General features: G+C 55.3%; 20 protein-coding genes and 1 tRNA gene. 16 read left to right on the forward strand and 5 right to left on the reverse strand.

Going from position 1 to position 19255, the window contains the following annotated elements:
• The first annotated feature begins 47 nt into the window (after positions 1 to 47).
• Positions 48 to 124 (forward strand) — tRNA-Met (locus J5Y17_RS08660).
• Positions 125 to 526: 402 nt separating this feature from the next.
• Here the strand turns inward: J5Y17_RS08660 and J5Y17_RS08665 are convergent.
• Genes J5Y17_RS08665 through J5Y17_RS08685 form a run of 5 tightly spaced genes read right to left on the reverse strand, consistent with a single transcriptional unit; the run spans position 527 to position 4130 of the window.
• On the reverse strand, positions 527 to 1255 hold the full coding sequence (locus J5Y17_RS08665) for an amino acid ABC transporter ATP-binding protein (RefSeq protein WP_219784854.1): 729 nt from the start codon (positions 1253 to 1255) through the stop codon (positions 527 to 529).
• The gene (locus J5Y17_RS08670) at positions 1242 to 1892 is read right to left on the reverse strand and encodes an amino acid ABC transporter permease (protein ID WP_219784855.1); all 651 of its coding nucleotides are present in this window, start codon (positions 1890 to 1892) and stop codon (positions 1242 to 1244) included. Before J5Y17_RS08670 ends, J5Y17_RS08665 begins: the two co-directional genes overlap by 14 nt.
• A complete protein-coding gene (locus J5Y17_RS08675) occupies positions 1889 to 2566 on the reverse strand; it encodes an amino acid ABC transporter permease (protein WP_219784856.1) in 678 nt (225 codons plus the stop codon). The genes J5Y17_RS08670 and J5Y17_RS08675 overlap by 4 nt, the downstream gene beginning before the upstream one ends.
• A 58-nt stretch (positions 2567 to 2624) precedes the next feature.
• Positions 2625 to 3413 carry a transporter substrate-binding domain-containing protein gene (locus J5Y17_RS08680; RefSeq protein ID WP_255571980.1) on the reverse strand — a complete coding sequence of 263 codons (789 nt, stop codon included), beginning with the start codon at positions 3411 to 3413 and terminating at the stop codon, positions 2625 to 2627.
• Between the two features lie 36 nt (positions 3414 to 3449).
• Positions 3450 to 4130 carry a GntR family transcriptional regulator gene (locus tag J5Y17_RS08685; RefSeq protein ID WP_219784857.1) on the reverse strand — a complete coding sequence of 227 codons (681 nt, stop codon included), beginning with the start codon at positions 4128 to 4130 and terminating at the stop codon, positions 3450 to 3452.
• 868 nt (positions 4131 to 4998) lie between these two features.
• On the opposite strand from J5Y17_RS08685, the gene J5Y17_RS08690 reads away from it, so the two are divergent.
• The 15 genes from J5Y17_RS08690 (at position 4999) to J5Y17_RS08760 (ending at position 19245) form a co-directional block, all read left to right on the forward strand.
• Positions 4999 to 5445, forward strand: a complete 447-nt coding sequence (locus tag J5Y17_RS08690; RefSeq protein WP_219784858.1) for a TadE/TadG family type IV pilus assembly protein — start codon at positions 4999 to 5001, stop codon at positions 5443 to 5445.
• Entirely contained in the window at positions 5442 to 5849 is a 408-nt protein-coding gene (locus J5Y17_RS08695; RefSeq protein WP_219784859.1) for a TadE/TadG family type IV pilus assembly protein, read from the forward strand. The genes J5Y17_RS08690 and J5Y17_RS08695 overlap by 4 nt, the downstream gene beginning before the upstream one ends.
• On the forward strand, positions 5846 to 7222 hold the full coding sequence (locus J5Y17_RS08700; RefSeq protein ID WP_219784860.1) for a Tad domain-containing protein: 1377 nt from the start codon (positions 5846 to 5848) through the stop codon (positions 7220 to 7222). Before J5Y17_RS08695 ends, J5Y17_RS08700 begins: the two co-directional genes overlap by 4 nt.
• Positions 7223 to 7605: 383 nt before the next feature.
• Positions 7606 to 8220 (forward strand): DUF1326 domain-containing protein, encoded by a 615-nt coding sequence (locus J5Y17_RS08705; protein ID WP_219784861.1) that lies wholly within the window; start codon positions 7606 to 7608, stop codon positions 8218 to 8220.
• A 44-nt stretch (positions 8221 to 8264) separates the two neighbouring features.
• Positions 8265 to 9050 carry a DUF2182 domain-containing protein gene (locus J5Y17_RS08710; RefSeq protein ID WP_255571982.1) on the forward strand — a complete coding sequence of 262 codons (786 nt, stop codon included), beginning with the start codon at positions 8265 to 8267 and terminating at the stop codon, positions 9048 to 9050.
• A gap of 49 nt (positions 9051 to 9099) precedes the next feature.
• Positions 9100 to 9888, forward strand: a complete 789-nt coding sequence (locus J5Y17_RS08715; RefSeq protein WP_219784862.1) for a class I SAM-dependent methyltransferase — start codon at positions 9100 to 9102, stop codon at positions 9886 to 9888.
• A 162-nt stretch (positions 9889 to 10050) separates the two neighbouring features.
• Positions 10051 to 11664, forward strand: coding sequence for a sulfatase-like hydrolase/transferase (locus J5Y17_RS08720; protein WP_219784863.1), 1614 nt, complete (start codon positions 10051 to 10053; stop codon positions 11662 to 11664).
• A 169-nt stretch (positions 11665 to 11833) separates the two neighbouring features.
• Positions 11834 to 12337: a tetratricopeptide repeat protein gene (locus tag J5Y17_RS08725; protein ID WP_219784864.1), complete on the forward strand. Its 504-nt coding sequence runs from the start codon at positions 11834 to 11836 to the stop codon at positions 12335 to 12337.
• Positions 12338 to 12348: 11 nt separating this feature from the next.
• On the forward strand, positions 12349 to 12840 hold the full coding sequence (locus J5Y17_RS08730) for a prepilin peptidase (protein WP_219784865.1): 492 nt from the start codon (positions 12349 to 12351) through the stop codon (positions 12838 to 12840).
• 61 nt (positions 12841 to 12901) lie between these two features.
• The gene (locus J5Y17_RS08735) at positions 12902 to 14554 is read left to right on the forward strand and encodes a TadE/TadG family type IV pilus assembly protein (protein ID WP_219784866.1); all 1653 of its coding nucleotides are present in this window, start codon (positions 12902 to 12904) and stop codon (positions 14552 to 14554) included.
• A 358-nt stretch (positions 14555 to 14912) separates the two neighbouring features.
• A complete protein-coding gene (locus J5Y17_RS08740) occupies positions 14913 to 15122 on the forward strand; it encodes a hypothetical protein (protein WP_219784867.1) in 210 nt (69 codons plus the stop codon).
• Positions 15123 to 15292: 170 nt separating this feature from the next.
• Positions 15293 to 16372, forward strand: a complete 1080-nt coding sequence (gene cpaB / locus J5Y17_RS08745; RefSeq protein WP_219784868.1) for a Flp pilus assembly protein CpaB — start codon at positions 15293 to 15295, stop codon at positions 16370 to 16372.
• Positions 16373 to 16426: 54 nt separating this feature from the next.
• Positions 16427 to 17848, forward strand: a complete 1422-nt coding sequence (locus J5Y17_RS08750; protein WP_219784869.1) for a type II and III secretion system protein family protein — start codon at positions 16427 to 16429, stop codon at positions 17846 to 17848.
• A 273-nt stretch (positions 17849 to 18121) separates the two neighbouring features.
• A complete protein-coding gene (locus tag J5Y17_RS08755; protein WP_219784870.1) occupies positions 18122 to 18610 on the forward strand; it encodes a TadE/TadG family type IV pilus assembly protein in 489 nt (162 codons plus the stop codon).
• The gene (locus J5Y17_RS08760; protein ID WP_255571984.1) at positions 18604 to 19245 is read left to right on the forward strand and encodes a TadE/TadG family type IV pilus assembly protein; all 642 of its coding nucleotides are present in this window, start codon (positions 18604 to 18606) and stop codon (positions 19243 to 19245) included. Before J5Y17_RS08755 ends, J5Y17_RS08760 begins: the two co-directional genes overlap by 7 nt.
• The last annotated feature ends 10 nt before the right edge of the window (positions 19246 to 19255 follow it).

Genomic DNA, 19255 nt, shown 5'->3' on the forward strand with positions numbered 1-19255 from the left:
TCAAACACGTGCTAAAGTCCCCGATCGGCGGTAGCACAACATAGTGTCGCGGGATGGAGCAGCCCGGTAGCTCGTCAGGCTCATAACCTGAAGGTCGTAGGTTCAAATCCTACTCCCGCAACCAAAATTAACAAAATATATCAGACACCTACATACCGCCTTCGGGCGGATCTCTGCGCGGCTAAACGCCTCATGGAAGCGTTGACGAGCCTGCTGCCGTGGCGACGACCCTCTTTCCCGAGGCGGAAATGCAAAGCGCGCGAAGAAAAGGGGAGAGATCACAATGCAAAAGCGAATAGTCGCCAGTTGTGAACTTCCGTTGAAATCGTAACGTCGCCAGACATCTGGCAATCATCGGAATATAGAAGGCGACGTTCCAATATGTCGCTGGTTTTTCGTTAGCCTGACGCTCCAGTTGGGCCACTGTTGTCTGGTTCCGAGACCATGCGGGCGCCAACTTGAACTCAAGCCGGCGCCCGCAAACACTCTAAGAAGGAAGCCGCACGCGGTGCTACGACTGAAAGGGTCAGTGCGACATCCCAATAAAGCTGCGCAGTTCCGGGGTTTGAGGGTTGGTGAACACCTCCTCAGGCGCGCCCATCTCGTGGATGCGGCCTTGGTGCATGAACACCAGACGCGAACAGACATCGCGGGCAAAAGCCATCTCATGGGTGACCATGATCAACGTCATGCCCTCTGAGGCGAGTTCGCGCACCACTTCGAGCACTTCGCCCACAAGTTCCGGGTCGAGAGCGGAGGTTACTTCATCGCATAGGAGCGCAATCGGTTCCATCGCCAACGCACGGGCAATGGCCACACGCTGTTGCTGTCCACCCGAAAGCTGATCGGGATAGTTGTCAAACTTGTCGCCAAGCCCCACCCGGTCAAGCATCTTGCGCGCCATGGCTTCGGCATCTGACTTCGAGGTCTTCTTGACCACCTGCTGCGCGAGCATCACGTTCTCACCGGCGGTTTTATGCGGAAAGAGGTTAAATTGCTGAAAGATCATGCCGACCTTTTGGCGCAGGTTCCGCAGGTGCATCTCGTCGTTGACCAATTGTTGCCCATCAACAGAGACAGCTCCCTTGTTGATCTCTTCCAAGCCGTTGATGCAACGTAGAAGCGTCGATTTGCCGGAGCCGGATTTGCCGATCAGGGCGATGACTTCGCCTTTTTTGATGTGCAGATCGATGCCCTTTAGCACCTCGGTCTCGCCATAGCTTTTGTGCAGGGCGTCGATATCAATGAGCGGCATTGAGTTTCCTTTCGAGTTTCCGTGCGCTCAGCGACAACGGGTAACACAGAGCGAAATAAATCAGGGCCACAAGGCCATAAACGGTGAAGGGCTGGAAGGTGGCGTTGGCCAGAACCGTGCCCGCCTTGGTGACTTCGACGAAGCCGATGATCGAGGTCAGCGCCGTACCTTTCACCACCTGAACCGAAAAGCCTACGGTCGGCGGGACCGACAGTTTGAGCGCTTGTGGCAGGATGATGTGGCGCATCTGTTCGACATAGGTCATGCCGAGCGAGGCAGAAGCTTCCCATTGGCCTTTCGGAATGGCGGTCACGCAGCCGCGCCAAATCTCGACGAGAAAGGCGGCGGTCCAAAGGATCAGCGCGACGCTGGCGGCGAGGAAGGGCGAGACGTTAATGCCCATGAGACCAAGCCCGAAGAAGGCGAGGAAGAGCTGCATGAGCAAGGGCGTGCCCTGAAACACCTCGGTGTACACTTTGACGACTTGCTGGAGCCATTTGCGCTTGCCGATCCGTGCAAAGAGCAGGATCAGCCCGAGGATGCCACCGCCAATGAAGGAGATGATCGACAGGAGAACCGTCCAGCCGGTGGCGAAGATCAGGTTCGTCAAAATGTCCCAAAATCCGATCTGACTCATCGTGAGGCCCTCCGTTTCGTGGCGAAGATCGAATGACCCACCTGGATAAGGATAAAGCGCAAGAGGATCGCAAGGCCGAGGTAGATCGCGGTGGAGACGAAATAGGCCTCAAACGCGCGGAAGGTGCGGGACTGGGTGAAGTTGGCTGCGAAAGTCAGGTCTTCGACGGCGATCTGGCTGACGACGGCGGAGCCGAGCATCACGATCACGACCTGAGAGGCGAGCGCCGGCCAGATCTTTTGTAACGCAGGCACCAGAACGATGTGGCGAAAGGTCTGGATCGGCGACATCGCGAGCGATGCCCCGGCCTCGAACTGGCCTTTCGGCGTGGCCTCGATCCCGGCACGAATGATCTCCGCACTATAAGCGCCGAGGTTGATCACCATAGCGAGCATGGCGGCCTGCACTTCGGTCAGGCGCAGCCCCAGAGCGGGCAGACCGAAGAAGATGAAGAAGAGCTGAATGAGGAATGGCGTGTTGCGGATCAGTTCGACGTAAACGGCGACGATGATGCCGAGCCATTTCGGCCCCAAAGACCTTGCCCAGGCACAAAACGTGCCCACGGCAATGCCGACAACACCGCCCACGGCGATGAGTTTGATGGTCATCCATATGCCTGCCAGAAAGACAGGCCAATAGGTGCCAATCCACTCGAAGTTGAATTGGTAATTCATATGAAGTGTCCCGATGATGGAAAAAGATCGCCCCGCGCGAGGCGGGGCGGGATCCGGATCAGAGCTCTGCGGGCAGGTCGAGGCCCAGCCACTGCTGGCTGATCGCGTTCAGCTCACCATCGGCTTTGGCGGCGGCGATGATTTCATTGAGCTTCGCCATCAACTCCGGCTCACCTTCGTTGAAGCCGATGTAGCAGGGCGAATTCTTCACGAGGAATTTCATTTCCGGGCGTTTCGGCGGGTTGCGTTCGATGATCGCGGCGGCGACGACGTTGCCGGTGGCGATGGCTTCGACTTGGCCGGAGAGGAAGGCGGAAATCGTGCCATTGTTGTCTTCATAGCGCTTGAGCGTCGCGTCTTCCGGCGCGATCTCGGTCAGTTCGAGGTCCTCGATGGAGCCACGGGTCACGCCGACAACCTTGCCGGACAGATCGCCAGCCTCGGAAATCTCAACATCGGAGGGCGCGAAGACACCATTGTAGAACGGCGCATAGGCGTCGGAAAAGTCGATCACGGCGTCACGCTCGGCATTTTTGCCCATGGAGGAGATGACGATGTCGACCTTGTTGGTTTGCAGATAAGGAATGCGGTTCGCGGAGGTCACGGGCACCAGCTCAACCTCAACGCCAAGTTTTTCGCCGATCAGATTGGCCATGTCGATGTCGTAGCCCTGCGGTTTCATATCGGCGCCGACGGAGCCGAAGGGCGGAAAGTCTTGCGGCACAGCCACGCGGATTTTGCCCGCAGCCGTGATGTCGGCCAGAGCATCCGCGAAGACGGCGGTGGCGGAGAGAGAAAAGGCAGCGGCGAGAGCGCCGGCTTTCAGAAAATTGCGTTTCGTGATCATAGTTATTCCCCTGATAGTTAAAAGTTGAAGCGCAGTTTAACCCCGACCGTTCGGCGCCTCATCGAGACGGAGGGTATTCTTGAGAAGTTCGATCGCGTCTGGCGATGTGTCGATCATGATCCCGGCTTCGACATCTTCGAGATGTTCAAAGGACAGGCGGGCGGCGGTTTTCATATCGCCGCGGGCGATGGCTTCGAAAATCTCGACGTGATCCTTGTGCGAGGCCAGCGCATTGTGTTCGGATTGGTAGCGCAGAGAGATGAGATTGGTCCGGGCCGCCAATGTGCGCATGGTTTCGACCAATGTTGCATTGCCCGATTGTTTGACGATGCGGACGTGGAAATCGCCCATGAGATAGGTGAGGCGCGTCTTGTCGCTCGCGTCCACCGCTTTGCGTTCTTCGTCGATATGGGCTTGCAGGTCGGCGATTTGCGCCGCTGTGAAAGGCGCTGAATTGATAAGGAAGCCGTATTCGAGAATGCGGCGGGTCGCGTAGACCTCAGCGGCCTCTTCCGCAGAAGGTTCGACAACAAACCAGCCTTTGCGCGGTTTCACCATGACGATATTGCGCGCCTCAAGCCGCGTCAGCGCCTCACGGACGAGGGTGCGTGATACGCCAAAGGCTTCGGCGAGTTGATTTTCCGACAGGCGATGGCCTGGTTTGATCCGGCCTTCGACCACGGCCGAAAGCAATGTCGCTTCAATCCCTTTCGGCATCTCTTGTCGCTCACTCTTGCATGTCAATCTTGTATGCAAGAGAGATGGCGAAGCGATTTCTAGCAAGTTTTGCCTCGAAAAATGCGGCAATGAGAGGTCAAAACTTCATTTCGACTATTTTTTGAACGCCCACTTGGCAAGAAAGACGCCAAAGCTACCACTATGAGAATGGGGCGGGTCCCTTTCAGAAGATTCCCTTCCCCCTGAAACTAAGGTTCGGCTTGGAGGTCGATTTCCGCCCCAATCCTACGTCAACGGGACACACCACCTTGCCTTCTGCAACCGTTCCTCACATGACCTCTGAAGCTCATGGAGGTCGCGGCTCCGCGGCATCCGGCGCGTTTTGTTCCGTTGTGACATCGCGTCTCAACGCTCTCCCGGTCCCTCGTAGAAGCACCGTGAAAGCAAATGGAGAGAACTTAAAAGTGTGGTTGAAAGGGCAATGGACGCAGGCGTCCCAAACGAGCGTTTCTGTATGATGCGGTATATCCCGTAGGAATCACGGGTCTGTGGTTGACGCTTAGAGCGGTGAAAGTCCCGTGAGCGCACAGACGATTCTAACCAGATTTCGGTGTTTCAAATATTTTGAAACCTTAGAAATGTAGCGCGGGTGAAGCGCTCAAGAGTAGACAATTATCAAGATCGGTTGCGTCTGTATGGACGATGCCAAATCAACCAAGCAGTTGGAGAACCAAGGCTTTTATGAAACCGTAGGCTCGGTTCAATGGCGCTGAAACGGAGGTCCCCAGCCACGTATCGGATACAATCCTCTCCCCATGTCCTGCATCGACCAGCAATTTTAAACAATGGCCCAAATATTGCCATTTTTTTGCGTTCCTCTGACACAATCCCGTTGAGGTGCGCTGTCATGTTCGAAGCCTACAAACTCGCAATGAAAAGGTTCGCCAGAGCTGATGATGGTTCGGCGACTGTTGAGGCGGTCTTAATCCTGCCGCTCTTTTTGGCCATTATGGCACTCCTCTTTGATGCATCGTCTATGTTTCATGGGGAGGCAAAAGCTCTGCGCGTGCTTCAGGACGCGAACCGGAACATGTCCATCGGTAGATTGGAAACGGATGGCGAAGTTGAAGCCTACATAGCTGCCAGGCTGACGGCATTGAACATCACGACCTTGTCGGTAGACACCACTTCGAACAACGATGTTGTCCTGACTTCAATCATCATTCCAGCGCGCCAATTTCAGCTCTTCGGCTACTTCGAGGCGCTCCTGAACGCGAACATCGAGATCACTGGGGCCCACATCCGAGAGAGCTGGGACCCATCAACCTTTACGTCTGTGGTATCCACATCATGACACGTATGAGCCCAAAAAACTTCCTTCGGGACCAGAGCGGTTCGGCCACGATCGAAACCGTTCTGTGGCTGCCATTTTTCGCATTTTTCATCACGTTCTTTGTCGACGTGGCGATGATCTTCCAAGGGCAGGCGCGTGCGCTCAAGGTCATTCAAGAGGCGAACAGGGAACTCTCAATCGGCGCGTATACTTCGATTTCAGACTTCGAAGCGCGGGTCATGGCTGACCTGACGGCGATGGGAATGGCTCCTGATAGCCTTGATACATCTATCGTCGCCGGTGTCGTTACGACACGAGCGCTCATTCCTACGGATGCGCTCGCAGTGGTGGGGCTCTTTACACCCTTAACCTCTTTCCAGGTCGGTGTCGGCTCGGAAATGATGATTGAAAACTGGGAGGTATGACGATGCGCCTGTCCCACAACTCTAAATTTCTGAGCAACACGGATGGGTCGATCACGATCCTCGGTCTCTTCTTTCTTGTCGCCTGTATTGCCGTTGCCGGACTCGGCCTGGATGTGATGCATGCTATGTCGACGCGGACACATCTTCAGGTCGCTGGCGATTCCGCGGCTCATGCCGCTCTGATCTCGCGACAAAATTTTTCGGAAGCCGAGTCAAAGGCGATCGGGGTTTCGGTTGCGAAGATGGCGCTCCCCACTGGAAAATATGGAAATTCCATTCAAACCAGCGATATCCAGTTTGGCCGATGGGATGCCGAAAAGAAAAGCTTTACCGCGTCAGCCGGCGAGGACGACGCCGTGCTCGTGGATGTTCAGCAGGCCGCAGCACGCAACAATGCGCTGGGCATGTATTTTCTGCGTTTCGCCGGCATCTGGTCGATGGACGTGTCTTGGCAGTCTGTCTTTGAAACCTATGTGCCCACCTGCATGCGCGAAGGATTTGTGGCAGATCTCAAAGTCGATGTGACAACCGGCAACACCTATACGCCCGGCTTTTGCATTCATGCGAATACCTATGTCGAACTCAACAATGACAATACGTTTCACGACGGGGTCATCGTGTCGATGCCCGACAAAAATGACATTGTCCTGCCGTCTGATGGGACGTCGTCGAACACCGGCCTCTCAAAGGCGTTGCGCGATGGTGCGTATGAGTTGAATGTGATGCGCCGGATCGAGGAATTTATCGCGGGGCTTCAGGATAAGAATTCCGACTACTACCGCAGCTACATCACCAATTCCGAGGTCTTGGACATCAGCTGTGTGCTGAGTGGCAAGGGGTGCCTGGGGGCGGATGAACCCGGATTGACTCAGATTGAAATGGCTTGGGAGGAGGGGCGTATCCATAACGTCACCTGCACGAAGCCGTCTGATTTTCTTCAGGTCAAGTCGAGCACCAACACACCATTCCGCAATGGCATTCTGATCACCAATTGTCAGGTCAAGCTTAACGACTATCAGGCGTTTGAGAATATGGTGCTCGTATCGACCAATACCAACACCCAAGCGGACGGATATGCTGTAACCGCAGCTTCAAATTTCCGGCTGGGACGCGATGACAATTGCGCGGCGGGCAACGACGCGCAGATCTTGACCTACGGAGCGGTCAAAATCGCACAGAGCTTCGAGTCCTACGGCGGCCAGATCATTGCAGGGGAAAACATTGTGTTCACAGCAGACGCGGTCGGGATTTCGGGTATTTCGCTGATTGCCGGCGGGGAGATTCGTGGAACGACCGATTCCGTTATTGGCTTCTGCGGCGGTGCGCAAATGGACAATAGCTTCCTTCCTGAATATTTCCGGATGGCATTCTGATCGACCGAGAGGGACAGAAGCGATGCAATGGAGCGCGCCGCGACGCGCTCCATAAGTCTAGCGACATATAGGAACCATACCTCACCGGCGCGGCTCTGTTTGGTTCCGGCTTCCTGTCTTTTCGGATCGCGCGAAACTGTCCCATTGACGACAACGGCAAGCAGGCGATTTTCACATTTTCCGTCGTTTTGAAACGCGGATTTCTGGACGCGGCAGTCCAACGACAGGCGACTCATTGAAGCCGTGGCGTAGCGCTTGCCGCCTGACTGCGACCCGAAGTTTTATCGAATGTTTCCGGTATGTTGCCGGGCGGCCTAGGTCGAGGACCTCTAAATGTGCAAAATGTGATATGATGGGAGTGTGTTCTCGGGAGGAGAAGTGACATGACCAATTGGCATATTGAAGGCGACTATATGGAAACCTGCAACTGCGATTTCCTGTGTCCGTGCATCACATCGAACCTTACAGCGACACCGACCGAAGGGGAGTGCAAGGCGGCGATCGCGATGAAGATCACCAAGGGGGATAAGGATGGTATTTCGCTCGACGGCACTTCGGTTATCGTGGTTCTCCACTCACCGGGCGCAATGATAGACGGCAATTTGAAAGTTGGCGTCATCATCGACGAAGCCGCGAGTGACGCTCAAGCGAAAGCGATTTCGGAAATCGTCTCAGGTGCCGAAGGCGGCCCGTTGGAAGCCCTTGGGCCGTTGATCGGTGAAGTGGCGGGTATCGAACGACGTGCCATCAGCTTTGAAGGAGACGGGACCAAATATGCGGTGAGCGCCGGAGAGCTGATTGAGCAGGAAATCGAAGCTGCCCTCAGTGGTCTGCCGGATGGCGGGCCGATCATCATTGAAAATGTCGTCCATCCGGTGAGTTCGAGATTGGCGTTGGCTCATGCGAAGAAGAGCAAATTTGATGCCTTCGGTATCGAATGGGACAATAGCAGCGGTACCAAAAACGGGCACTTCGCGCCCTTCGAATGGACCGCTTGAGGCTTCGATCTTTCCTTTGATCTCATCCATAGAGGGGTGGGCGCATGACATTGCTAGAAATCACACTTCGACGCGACCAGATGATCGTGATTATTGCTCTGTCGATGATCGTAGTGCTTGCTGCACTCTACACGGTGTTTGGCATCGGCATGCCAATGTCGTCTCTCAAAATGACGGGCATGTCGATCAGCATGCCTGACATGATGATGCGGCCTGCGGACTGGAGTGTGGGTTATGCGGCGCTTGTTTTCTTCATGTGGTGGATCATGATGATCGCCATGATGGTCCCGAGCGCCGCCCCAACGATCCTTCTTTACGCCAGCTTGGTGCGAAAGAATAAAAACGAGGCTGCGCCATATGCCTCTGTGGCGTTCTTTCTGTCTGGGTATTTGGCAGTTTGGGGTGCTTTTAGTCTCATTGCGACCCTCTCGCAGTGGGGCTTGTCCCGTCTCGGTGTCCTGAGCGGTATGATGGAACTCGTGAATGTCGCGGTCGCATCCAGCGTGTTGATCGCCGCAGGGACTTATCAGTTCACGCCGCTCAAAAAAGCGTGCCTGCACCATTGTCAGAACCCTTTGGTTTTTCTGATGCATCACTGGAAACCTGGGGCTGTCGGGGCATATCGGATGGGGGCGGAAAACGGGCAGTATTGCCTTGGCTGCTGTTGGTTCTTGATGGCCCTGCTTTTCGTCGGCGGCGTCATGAATCTCTTTTGGATCGCAGGGATCGCACTCTATGTCGGGATCGAAAAACTGTCCTCCGAATGGAAATGGCTCCCCCCTCTCACCGGAGGTGTTCTGATCGCAGCAGGGGTCAGTGTCCTGCTCTAACATGGTGATGCCTAGGGGCGCGCTCCAAAGAAACGAGGAGCCAGAGAACATGGAAAACTTTGCCAGCCGTTATCAATCCGTGCTTGTTCCAACCATCTTCGTGCCTTGGGCAAAAGAGCTTATCCGGCGGGTCGATATGAAGGGGGGCGAGCGCGTCCTCGATCTCGGATGCGGCACCGGCGTTGTCTCGCGACAGATCGCCGAGGCTGGCCTTGTCCCAAGCGCCCTGACGGGTGTGGATCACAACCCGGATATGCTGGGCGTTGCGCGTGCCCTGTTCTCGGATGACGGGATCAAAGCACAATGGATCGAGGCCGATGCAGCTGCCCTGCCTTTCGATGATGATGCTTTTGACGTGGCTTTTTGCCAACAGGCCTTACAGTTCTTCCCGGACCGTCCTGCGGCTCTCAAAGAGTTGCGACGCGTTATGAAACCGGGCGGCAGGGTCGTGTTCTGCGTTCAGAAAGGTCTTGATCTCAACCCCATGCTGCGTGCGCAGGCGTCCGCGCTCGACGCCTATGTCGGAGAGGGAGCAGGCGCGGCGGTGCGCGCCATTTGCAGCTTGCCGGACGAAGAGGTTTTGCGACATCTTTTCGAAGGCGCTGGCTTTCGGGCCATAGATGTTGATGAAGTCACACTGGAATTACATCACCCGGATGCTCGCGCCTTTGCGGCGGGGGCAATGGGTGGCATGCATACCGGAGATAAACTTTCCGGATTGGCCGATAGCAAAATCGATCTCGCAATCGACGCATTTTTGACAGGGCTCGGCAAACTCTTTGATGGCACGGCCATGCGTTTTCCGCACGTGTCGAATGTCGTTGTCGCCGAAGCTTGAGACCGAGAGCTGTACTGCTTCTTGCGTCCTCTGAAGACCTCACGGTTCTAGCGCTGGGCGCTGCGGTGTCGACACAATTCATAGAATTCTTGTTATTGCGTAATTTTATGTCAAAATAGGCCGGTGAAGAGAACTATATATCAAGCTGGATGAGGAGCTCCGGTGGCGCATGTTTGGTTAAAGCGGGCGGGCAGACTGTGTTTGGCCCTTACGCCGCTCGCGTTTGGTCTTGTATTTATACGTGAGCTGTTCCCTGTTTTCGGGCTCAGTCCGAATGTGATGAGTTTGCTTGGCGCGATCCTGATGATCCACCTAGCTGTGCTTTCGCTCGCATTGCTGGTGAAAGGCAGACAGGAGACGCAGCGCTTACATGTGATTTTTCTCGTCTTCCTGTTTCTGATGGCTTTGGCCGTCCCTTTCTCCTTTATGAAAGACGCTTTTGGGACACGGGACGTCGGCAGTTTGCTGATGACCATCAATGAGAATGAACTTGGTGCCATGGTGTCCGTCGGCTTCGATGGCTTCCAAACCTTAATTCTTCAGCATGTTTTGCGTGCCGGGGCACTGGTTTTCGGGGCTTGGCTTTTTGTCCGCTACATATGGCACGGGGTGCCGACGCTTGTGGCCTGCACGACCTTGTTGCTGGGCGTGAGCCCGATCCCGCACTATTTCTTCCGAAGCATCGTCCCCGATCCGGCGCACGCTCTGATCAGAACCGATGATGTGGCCAGTGGGCCCATCATTCTCGAGCGCCCTCTCAAAAAGAAAAACCTGATCATCGTCTATTTGGAGAGCATCGAGCGCAGCTATCGGGACATGGACGCGACTGCGGAGGCGTTTAAAAGCCTCGCCGCGTTGGAAGAGCAGGGGATTTCGTTCCGAAATATCGGGCAAGCCTATGGCACGGGATTCACGGCCGGTGGGTTGGTTGCGACGCAATGCGGTGTGCCGCTTCTGCCGCGGGGCGCGATCAGTATCGCAAAGAAAATCCACGATAAGACCGATGTCATTCCCGACGCGACGGATTTCCTGAGCGACCTGACCTGTCTCGGGGATGTTCTCAGCGCGGAAGGCTATAATGCGAGCTACATCAATGGCTCAGACCTCGCCATTTTCTCCAAGGGGGATTTTTTCCGAAGCCATGGCTACCAGCGCGTCATGGGCCTCACCTCATACGAAGGATGGGAAAATGAGACGCGCAGGAATGTCTGGGGCATGGATGACGATTTGCTGTTTGAGAGGGTGCACCAGGAACTGGACTATCTCGCAGGACAAGACGCCCCCTTCCTGCTGTCTACCCTGACAATCGCGACACACGGGCCCGATGCTTTTCTGGACCAAACGTGCCGCGACGTGCCGGAAGGTGAGAGTCGCATTCCCGAAGCCATTGCCTGCACCGCAGCTCATGTCGAGGCCTTGCTGGCCAAGATTGACGATCTCGGCATCGCGCAAGACACACTTGTTCTCCTGACGTCGGACCACCTCTCATTTCGAAATACTTTGGCCGATCAACTCCGGTTGGTCGAAGAAAGACGGAATTTTTCGGTCGTACTCGGTGCGGGGCAACGCGAAGTCATGCGCTCGGGGAGCATGTTCGACATCTATCCCACACTTCTCGAACTCCTAGGATACCGTATCGAAAACGGTCGGGCGGCGCTTGGCCAGTCTTTGGTGTCTGAAGACCTCACCTTTGCCGAGTTGGAAGGTTTAGACGTGCTGAACCGCGCGATCAAGAACAACAGCGACCTTCAAAGGACCATCTGGTCCATGCATTGAACGGGCCATTGTGATGCCTGAAAGCCCCATATTTGCGGGTAATTTCCCTGTTTCGAGATGAAAATTCAGGGAAAGCGAAAAAAGTGTGGATTGCATTCACGCAACCGTTACTCTCAATATAGGATGTAAAATTGGCGACAAAGCCAGTGTGGGGACACAGGGGGAGGGCATGAAGAAATTTCTTTTGGTCGTCGGACTTCTCGGACTCGTGGCGTGTGAAAACGGCGCTTTCAATGACGGGTCTGGTTCAGTGATGGATACCGCAAACAGAAGCTATTATCGCGATGACGATAAACTGGTTGCGGCAAAGGTTCAGTTCAAAGAGGGCAACTTCGGTCGCTCTTACACGCTTTTCGACAAGGCGTTGGATGTGACCCCGAATGATCCCGAGGCCCTTTTGGGCTATGCCGCATCAGCGGACATGTTGGGCCGGTTCGACAAAGCAGATGTCGCCTATCGCAAGCTGCGCCCGATCATCGGCAATACATTGCAGTACCATAATAACTATGGCTACTCGAACCTTTTGCGCGGCAATCTGACCGTTGCGCGGCAACATTTCCTGATTGCCTATGAGATGGACCCGTCGAACGAATTCGCGGCCAATAATCTCGAGCTGTTGCGCAATTCGATCAACTATCCGCGCAGGGCCCCTGGCGATCTCAACGGCATTTAAGAGACACGCGTGTGTCTGGCCTTGAGCTTCTAGAATATATCTCAGCACTCTCTATCATGGGAGTGCTGACCTATATTTGTATTCATGATTTCAGACACTTGATCATAGAGAATTGGGCGATCGTCGCCTTGCTCGGGCTTTATGTTCTGTGGTCCGGCCTTTCGGGGTTTCCGTCTGTGGCGACTGATGTCTTCATGGCGGTGCTGTTTTTTCTCTTGGCGCTCGTGATGTGGATTTTTCGGGCTATGGGGGCGGGGGACGTCAAACTCTACTTTGTTCTTGGGCTGTTGATGGGCATGGAATGGGCCATCGTTTTCATCGTGATGCTGCTCGTCTTTTCGGTTCTGTTTTGGATCGGACTGAAGTTGAGCACGCGATACAAAGACACGAGCAATTATATCATTTCACGGTTTCGCTTTTTTAAAGCGGAGGGCGTGTTGCCCTATGGCGTGGTGATGACTTTGTCTGCAGCTCCGGCCATCTTAGGGCGGTTTTTCAGTTAATCTTGAGAAAATTTGCATTCTGAGAGAGGATTGCTGCGGGAGTAAGAGGGGGAATGTGGCGATGAGACGTTTTTGGAGAGACAGACGTGGCTTTGTATTGGTGTTGTCTCTGTTGGCGTTGCCGATTTTCATCGGCTACGGATTGATCCTAATCGACATCGGGCGCGGCAATAATATCCATGCGGATTTGTCTGCGGCAGCAGATGCCGTCGCGCTGGCCGGCGCAGGTGAGCTTGATGGCGGTGTCGATGCCATTGACCGCGCAAAGACGGCCATGGCCGCGCTGACAAACACGGTCAGCATGATCGGGAAAAGCGGCCCTGATATGGAGATCAGGCTCGATTACAAAGATGAAGCTGGCAATGAATTCACGGTGGTCTTTTTGGAAGACATACCCGTGCGCGACGAAGACCCGATAGATTTCGACGAAGCGACAAGCGATCCGACAAAAGCGAAATTCGTCTGGGTCAGGGCCAAGTCAAAGGACATGATCTCGGCCTTTTTGAACCCGATCACGAACCGTAGCGAGCGCATCTCGATCAGTGCCGTGGCGGTGGCCCAGGCCAAATCGGCCACGTGCAATATCCCCCCTCTCTATATGTGCAACCCGTTCGAATATGATTCATCGGGCACCTATGTGGGGGAGCAACTGCAAACGAGGTTCGCCGATGGCGATCTGCATGGTCGCATCGTAAAGCTGCACCCGAAAGGCTCGTCGACTGCGGCGCCCGGCAATTTCGGGTTCTTGTCAATTGATGGCAGTTCAAGCGCGGACGCCATTCGCGACTTCTTTGCCGGATCCACTGTGCCGAAATGCTTTGCGTCAGATAAGGTCCAGACGAAACCCGGCGGCGCAAGTTCGATCTCGCAGGGCGTCAATACGCGTTTCGACATGTATGAAGGTCCGTTCAGCAACTGGAACAATGACACCGCGTCCTTTGTCATTGCTCCGGCTGAAAACGTGCGCAAAGGCATCCGGCCTAAGGTGAACGGCACCAATATCAACGATTGTGTGCGACCGAACCCGTCTACGGCCTCTCCCAATGGTACTCCTGGCGACGATCATATCAACGATTTGGTCGCCGGCTGGGACGCCAACGGCACCGATGATTTCGTTTATGGCCTGCCGGACAACGATACGATGTCTGCGCCTGGTTCATTGGTCCCCGGTGCTGCGATTGGCACGGGGGACTGGCCGATCGAGGACTATCTGATGGAGAATTACGGGTTCACAGCAGCTCAGGCGGCGACCCTGAAGACCTCTATTCCGAATGCCTTCAGTGAAAAGGTGTCCGCTGTCGGCGCCTCTCATGCATCTCGTTACGAAGTTTACCGTTGGGAATTGGACGCGGGTGTCGTTGATGTGTCTGAGCGCCATCCGGGCGACAGCGCAACGGGCGGCGATGAAAGCGAGAGCGGCGCGCCTTATTGCGGGATCGAGGACAAGCCAAAGGCGATCGCTCCGATCAGTGCGCCTGATCGGCGTCTGATGGTTGCTGCCATCGTGGATTGTGGAGAGCAGGCTGCGGAAGGTGGCGGCACCAACACCTATGAGGTCAACAGCTATGCGAGCATCTTCTTGGTCCGTCCGATGACGGAAACTGCGCCTGGCGTGGATGCCACCATTGATATCGAGATCGTCGATATCACGGGCTATGGGGGCAATGGCACGCTTGATAACTTTATCCGTAAAGAGGCTGTTCTGGTGCGGTGATCCGTCGAATCAATGGCCCTGATCGACCGAAATCTGCCTCTGGGAATGGGAAGGTTAACGAATCGTAAAGTCGCCTCTTTTCTCAGGGCAAAACAGAAAATGTTGCAAAAATGGCAACACATTCACTGCTTTGAGAATATTGTTGCGTTAAATGCGGCTTAATAGGTGCGAAAATACGCCAAAAATTTGACAGAAGAATCTTCGCGTCTCATGCTGATCACATGGAGTTGATGAAACTTCCATTCGTGGGGGGAACCACGAACATTTTGATGCACGTATTTCAGAAGGCTCGCTCGTTGCGCTTCTGACCCTGTGTTTGTGTCTAATGTGTCGGAGGTTAAAAAGTGGAGAAGACTAAATGTTCGACTTAATCACTAAACTTGTTGTGCGTCTCAAGACCGAAAAAGACGGCCTTGCGTTGACGGAATACCTGATCCTGCTCGGCTTACTGACTGCCGTGGTGATCGGCGCCGTGATCGCATTTGGCGACAGCCTCGGGATCGCCTGGCAAGGTTGGGCAGACTGGATCAAGGGTCTCGAAGACAACGCGCCTTCTGGCTCGATCTGATGATCAAGAAGGCGTCCTCTGCTGCGACGCCTGACAGGAAATTGTGTGTACCGCTCAGGCGGTGCGCACGCCCAACAGGAAAAATATTCACGACGCTCTGAAGTCGTGAAACGGCCAGCCAAGGAATGACAAGGATTTCAGCTGGTGCCCTGAGGTGGGGGAGGTAAGAGATGCGGTTTACGACAGCGGCCAGCTTTCTTATTGCGGCGATCCTGGCGATCGGCGCAGTTTTTGGCGCTCAAAGATGGCTAAGCTCGGAGCGCTTGCAGATTCAATCTGACGTTCAGCGTGAGATGCAGGCCCAGCAGGAAGTCAAAGCTGCGCAGGCGACCATCGTCGTCGCGGATAAGGCCATTTCCTTTGGGGAGCAGATTGAGCCCAATATTCTGCGTGAGATCGAATGGAGCAGCGATGTGTTCCCGGAGGGCGCATTTGCCAAGATTTCCGACGTCGTCGTCGGTCAAAATGTTGATCAACAACGGTTCGCGCTGACGCAAATTGCGTTCGGTGAACCAGTCCTCGCCTCTAAAATCACGATTCCGGGCCAGCGCGCGAAACTTTCGACGGCTTTGTCGCCGGGACTGAAAGCAGTCTCGATCCGGGTCAATGATGTGCTTGGGGTGGCGGGCTTCGTTTTGCCGGGAGACCGGGTCGATGTGATGATCACACGTGGCAGAGGTGGCTCGGCTTTCGTCGATGTGTTGCTCCAGGGCGTGCGAGTGATTGCCATTGACCAAACTGCGGATGATAGCCGTGACAAGCCCAGCGTCGTGCGCACAGTGACCTTTGAGGTCAGCACCTCTGAAGCTCAGAAACTCGTGCTCGGGTCCAATGTCGGGACTCTGTCTCTTGCGCTGCGCAATGCAGGTTCGGGGGAGATTGAACGCATTGAGCGCGTGACGGCGGCTGATCTGAATGATGATGATGTGGCTGACGACTTGATTGAAGCCGCATTGAACACGCAGACCTCCGCGGAAACGGAGCGGTTGAACCGACTAGAAGAACAGCTACAGGCACTTTCCGAATTGCGCGCTCAGCAGGATGCAGCTCTCTCGGCGCAATCAGAGGCTGTTCCAGTCTCGGCGACAATCCCTTTTGAGACACGGACGAGTGTCGGCGTCATCCGCGATGGATCAAGAAAAGAATATAAGGTTCTGCGCGGGGCTTCATCTCAAGGTGAAGCGGGCAGCGCGGCGAATGTCGACATGATACAGGCTGTTGACACGCGCGCTGAAGCTGGAACTGAATAACACAGGGTGTTCCCGAAAAGGGGGCACCAAAAGAATGCACGAGGCAGGCAGGACATGACAAACAACATCTTCAAGAAAGTTTCAGGGCTTGGGCGGCATCTCTTGCTGGCTGCCTTCTTGATGTTTCAGGCGACATCAGTGGTCGCTGAAACACGATCTATCGCCATCGGTGACGGGGTCTTCAGTTCAATTGAACTGGCGTCCGGGCGCACTTTGAATGTCCAGACGGATCGGCCATTCAAAGACATTCTGATCGGCAACACCGACGTTCTCGATGTTTTCCCACTCACGGAAACCTCGCTCTATATTCAGAGTAAGCGCAACGGCGTCACGAACATCTCTCTCTATGATGAACAGAAGAACTTGCTGGAGGTCATCGACGTCCGGGTGCGCTCCGACTATTCCGATCTTGCGATGTCGATCCGGGATGCGGTTCCGTCCGCCAATGTGAATGTGGCCAACGTGAACAACCGGGTGCGGTTGTCCGGTGAGGTCAAGAACAACGTCGATGCCGAACGTGTCTTGCAAATCGCCAGCCAATACACCGATGAGCCGGTGATCAACGCGATGCGTGTGAAGGGCGAACAGCAGGTCGAACTTGATGTGCGGATCATCGAGGTTGAGCGCAATTCCGGCACCAAACTCGGCGTCGATATGTATGGCTCGAACGCTTCGGGCAACACCGCCTTCAACACGGATACGGGCGCGATCCCGTCGGACGCCCCGTTCGGCGTCACCATCGGCAGCCTTCTCGAAGTGTCCGGGATGCAGGTCGATCTGCTCATCAACGCGCTCGAAAGCAAAGGTCTGGCGCGGCGTTTGGCCAACCCGAAACTTGTAACAACCAGCGGGACGGAAGCAAACTTCGTGGCTGGTGGTGAGGTTCCGATTGCCGTGGCGAGTCGGGACGATGTCGAGGGCACCGTGACCGTTTCGACGGACTACCGCGCCTTTGGTGTGCGTCTCAATTTCCGGCCGGAAGTGCTCGACAACGAGCTGATCCGCCTGCGCATCAAACCTGAGGTCAGCGATATTGATGAATCGATCGACGTGAACGGGGAGCCGGGTTTCATCACCCGCCGCGCCGAGACCACCGTGTCCCTGCGCTCCGGCCAGAGTTTTGCGATCGCAGGTCTGCTGCAAGCCAACAATGCGCGCAGCGTCGATCAGGTGCCGTGGCTGGGCCAAGTGCCAATTCTGGGCGCGCTTTTCAAATCGACGAGCTACCAGAAACGTGAATCCGATCTGGTGATCCTTGTGACGCCGCGCATCGTGCGCCCTGCGCGTCCGGGCGAGCCGATGGCGACTCCGCTGGACGGCACGCGTTCCTCGAACGATGTTGAATTGTTTCTGATGGGCCTTCTCGAAGTCGATAAGAAAACGATCCGTGGATACCGGGATGGGGCCGGCGTCAACGGGGTTTATGGCCATATCATTGAGCTGGAGTTTGAAGATGGCGTCATCACGAAAAAATAAGCGGGTTCTGCTCGGACTGGTGTTGATGACCGCCCTGTCTGGCTGCGCTGCGGAATACATGAACAATTGGGATCGTGTTTCGACGCGTGCCGGGAACGCGATGGACGCGAACACTGCAATTATGGAAGTGGTGCCCAGCAACGCGGACAACACGTCAACAAATGTCGGCAGTTGAGCCTCGCATCTGTGAGACGTGTGGTGTGCGGATGGATTGGAGAGGCGTGAGGCCGGCTGGACGTTAGGGATAGGGGGCTGACTGACATGTTGAGGAGGGTGCGACAACGTTTTTGGCGGAATGAAGAGGGTGCCATTCTGGTCGAAACGCTTGTTGCAATGCCGGTTCTTGCGCTGATTACCTTTGGTATTCTCGAATTCGGCAACCTGATGTGGCAGCGTCAACAGCTTCAGATCGGTGTGCGCGATGCTGCGCGCTATTGGTCAAAGTGCCGCCACACCGTGAGTCCCACTGCATTCGACAACTGTGATGCAACGATCGCGCGCAATATTGCCTTTCATGGACGTCCTGACGGATCCGGACCGTTTCGTGTGCCAGGCTGGGATGAGGCTTCCGAATTGACGCTTTGGCCCGCAGAAGATGGGTTGAACCCCACGCCGGGACTTGGGGATTACGTCCAGGTCGAGGGGCGTTTCGAATATCAGGGATCGCCGTTTTTTAATGCCGTTTTTTGCCCGCGGCGCGACGATATCTGCGTTCCGATCGAGATCGGTTACTGGGCGACAATGCGGTACTACGGATGGTGAGCGTCAGGGGACATATAAAGCGGTTTTGGCAGGACCGCCGAGGGATCTCCCTCGTAGAAGGCCTTTTGGCCATGCCCATCGTGCTGATCGTGCTCGCCGCGATGTTCGAGTTCGGCGCCCTGATGTTTCAGTGGAATATGACGGTCAAAGCGACCCAAATCGGGGCGCGACTTGCGGCCGTTTCGACGCCCTTGGTGGGGGACGTGGCATACGATGCGACGATGAGCGGCGACTTCGGCACAATCATCGAAGGTGAGCCGGTTCCCCCGGGGACCCCGTCGATCTCCTGCGGCGCGGACGGACCTGCATGCGATCCGCCTGCGGCCATGATGCGGTTGTTTACCGGGGGCGATGGGATTTGTGGTGAGGTTTCGGAAAACTCAGTGATCGGGATGTGCGACGTCGCCCCGTTTCTGGGCATCGAGAACGTGAAGGTGACCTATCAAAGGTCGGGCCTCGGCTATGTCGGACGCCCCTTTGGCCAAATTTCGACGGTCACCGTCGAGGTTGTCGATCAGACATTCGACTTTTTCCTGCTCGATAGTCTGATCCCGGCCTTGGGCAATATTCCCATTCCGGCGCATCCGGCAGCGATAACGAGTGAAGATCTAAACGACTGCAAAGACAGTTGCTGAGGCAGAAGGG

Source organism: Celeribacter sp. PS-C1 (assembly GCF_019429625.1).
In the GTDB taxonomy this organism is placed as follows: Bacteria; Pseudomonadota; Alphaproteobacteria; order Rhodobacterales; family Rhodobacteraceae; genus Celeribacter.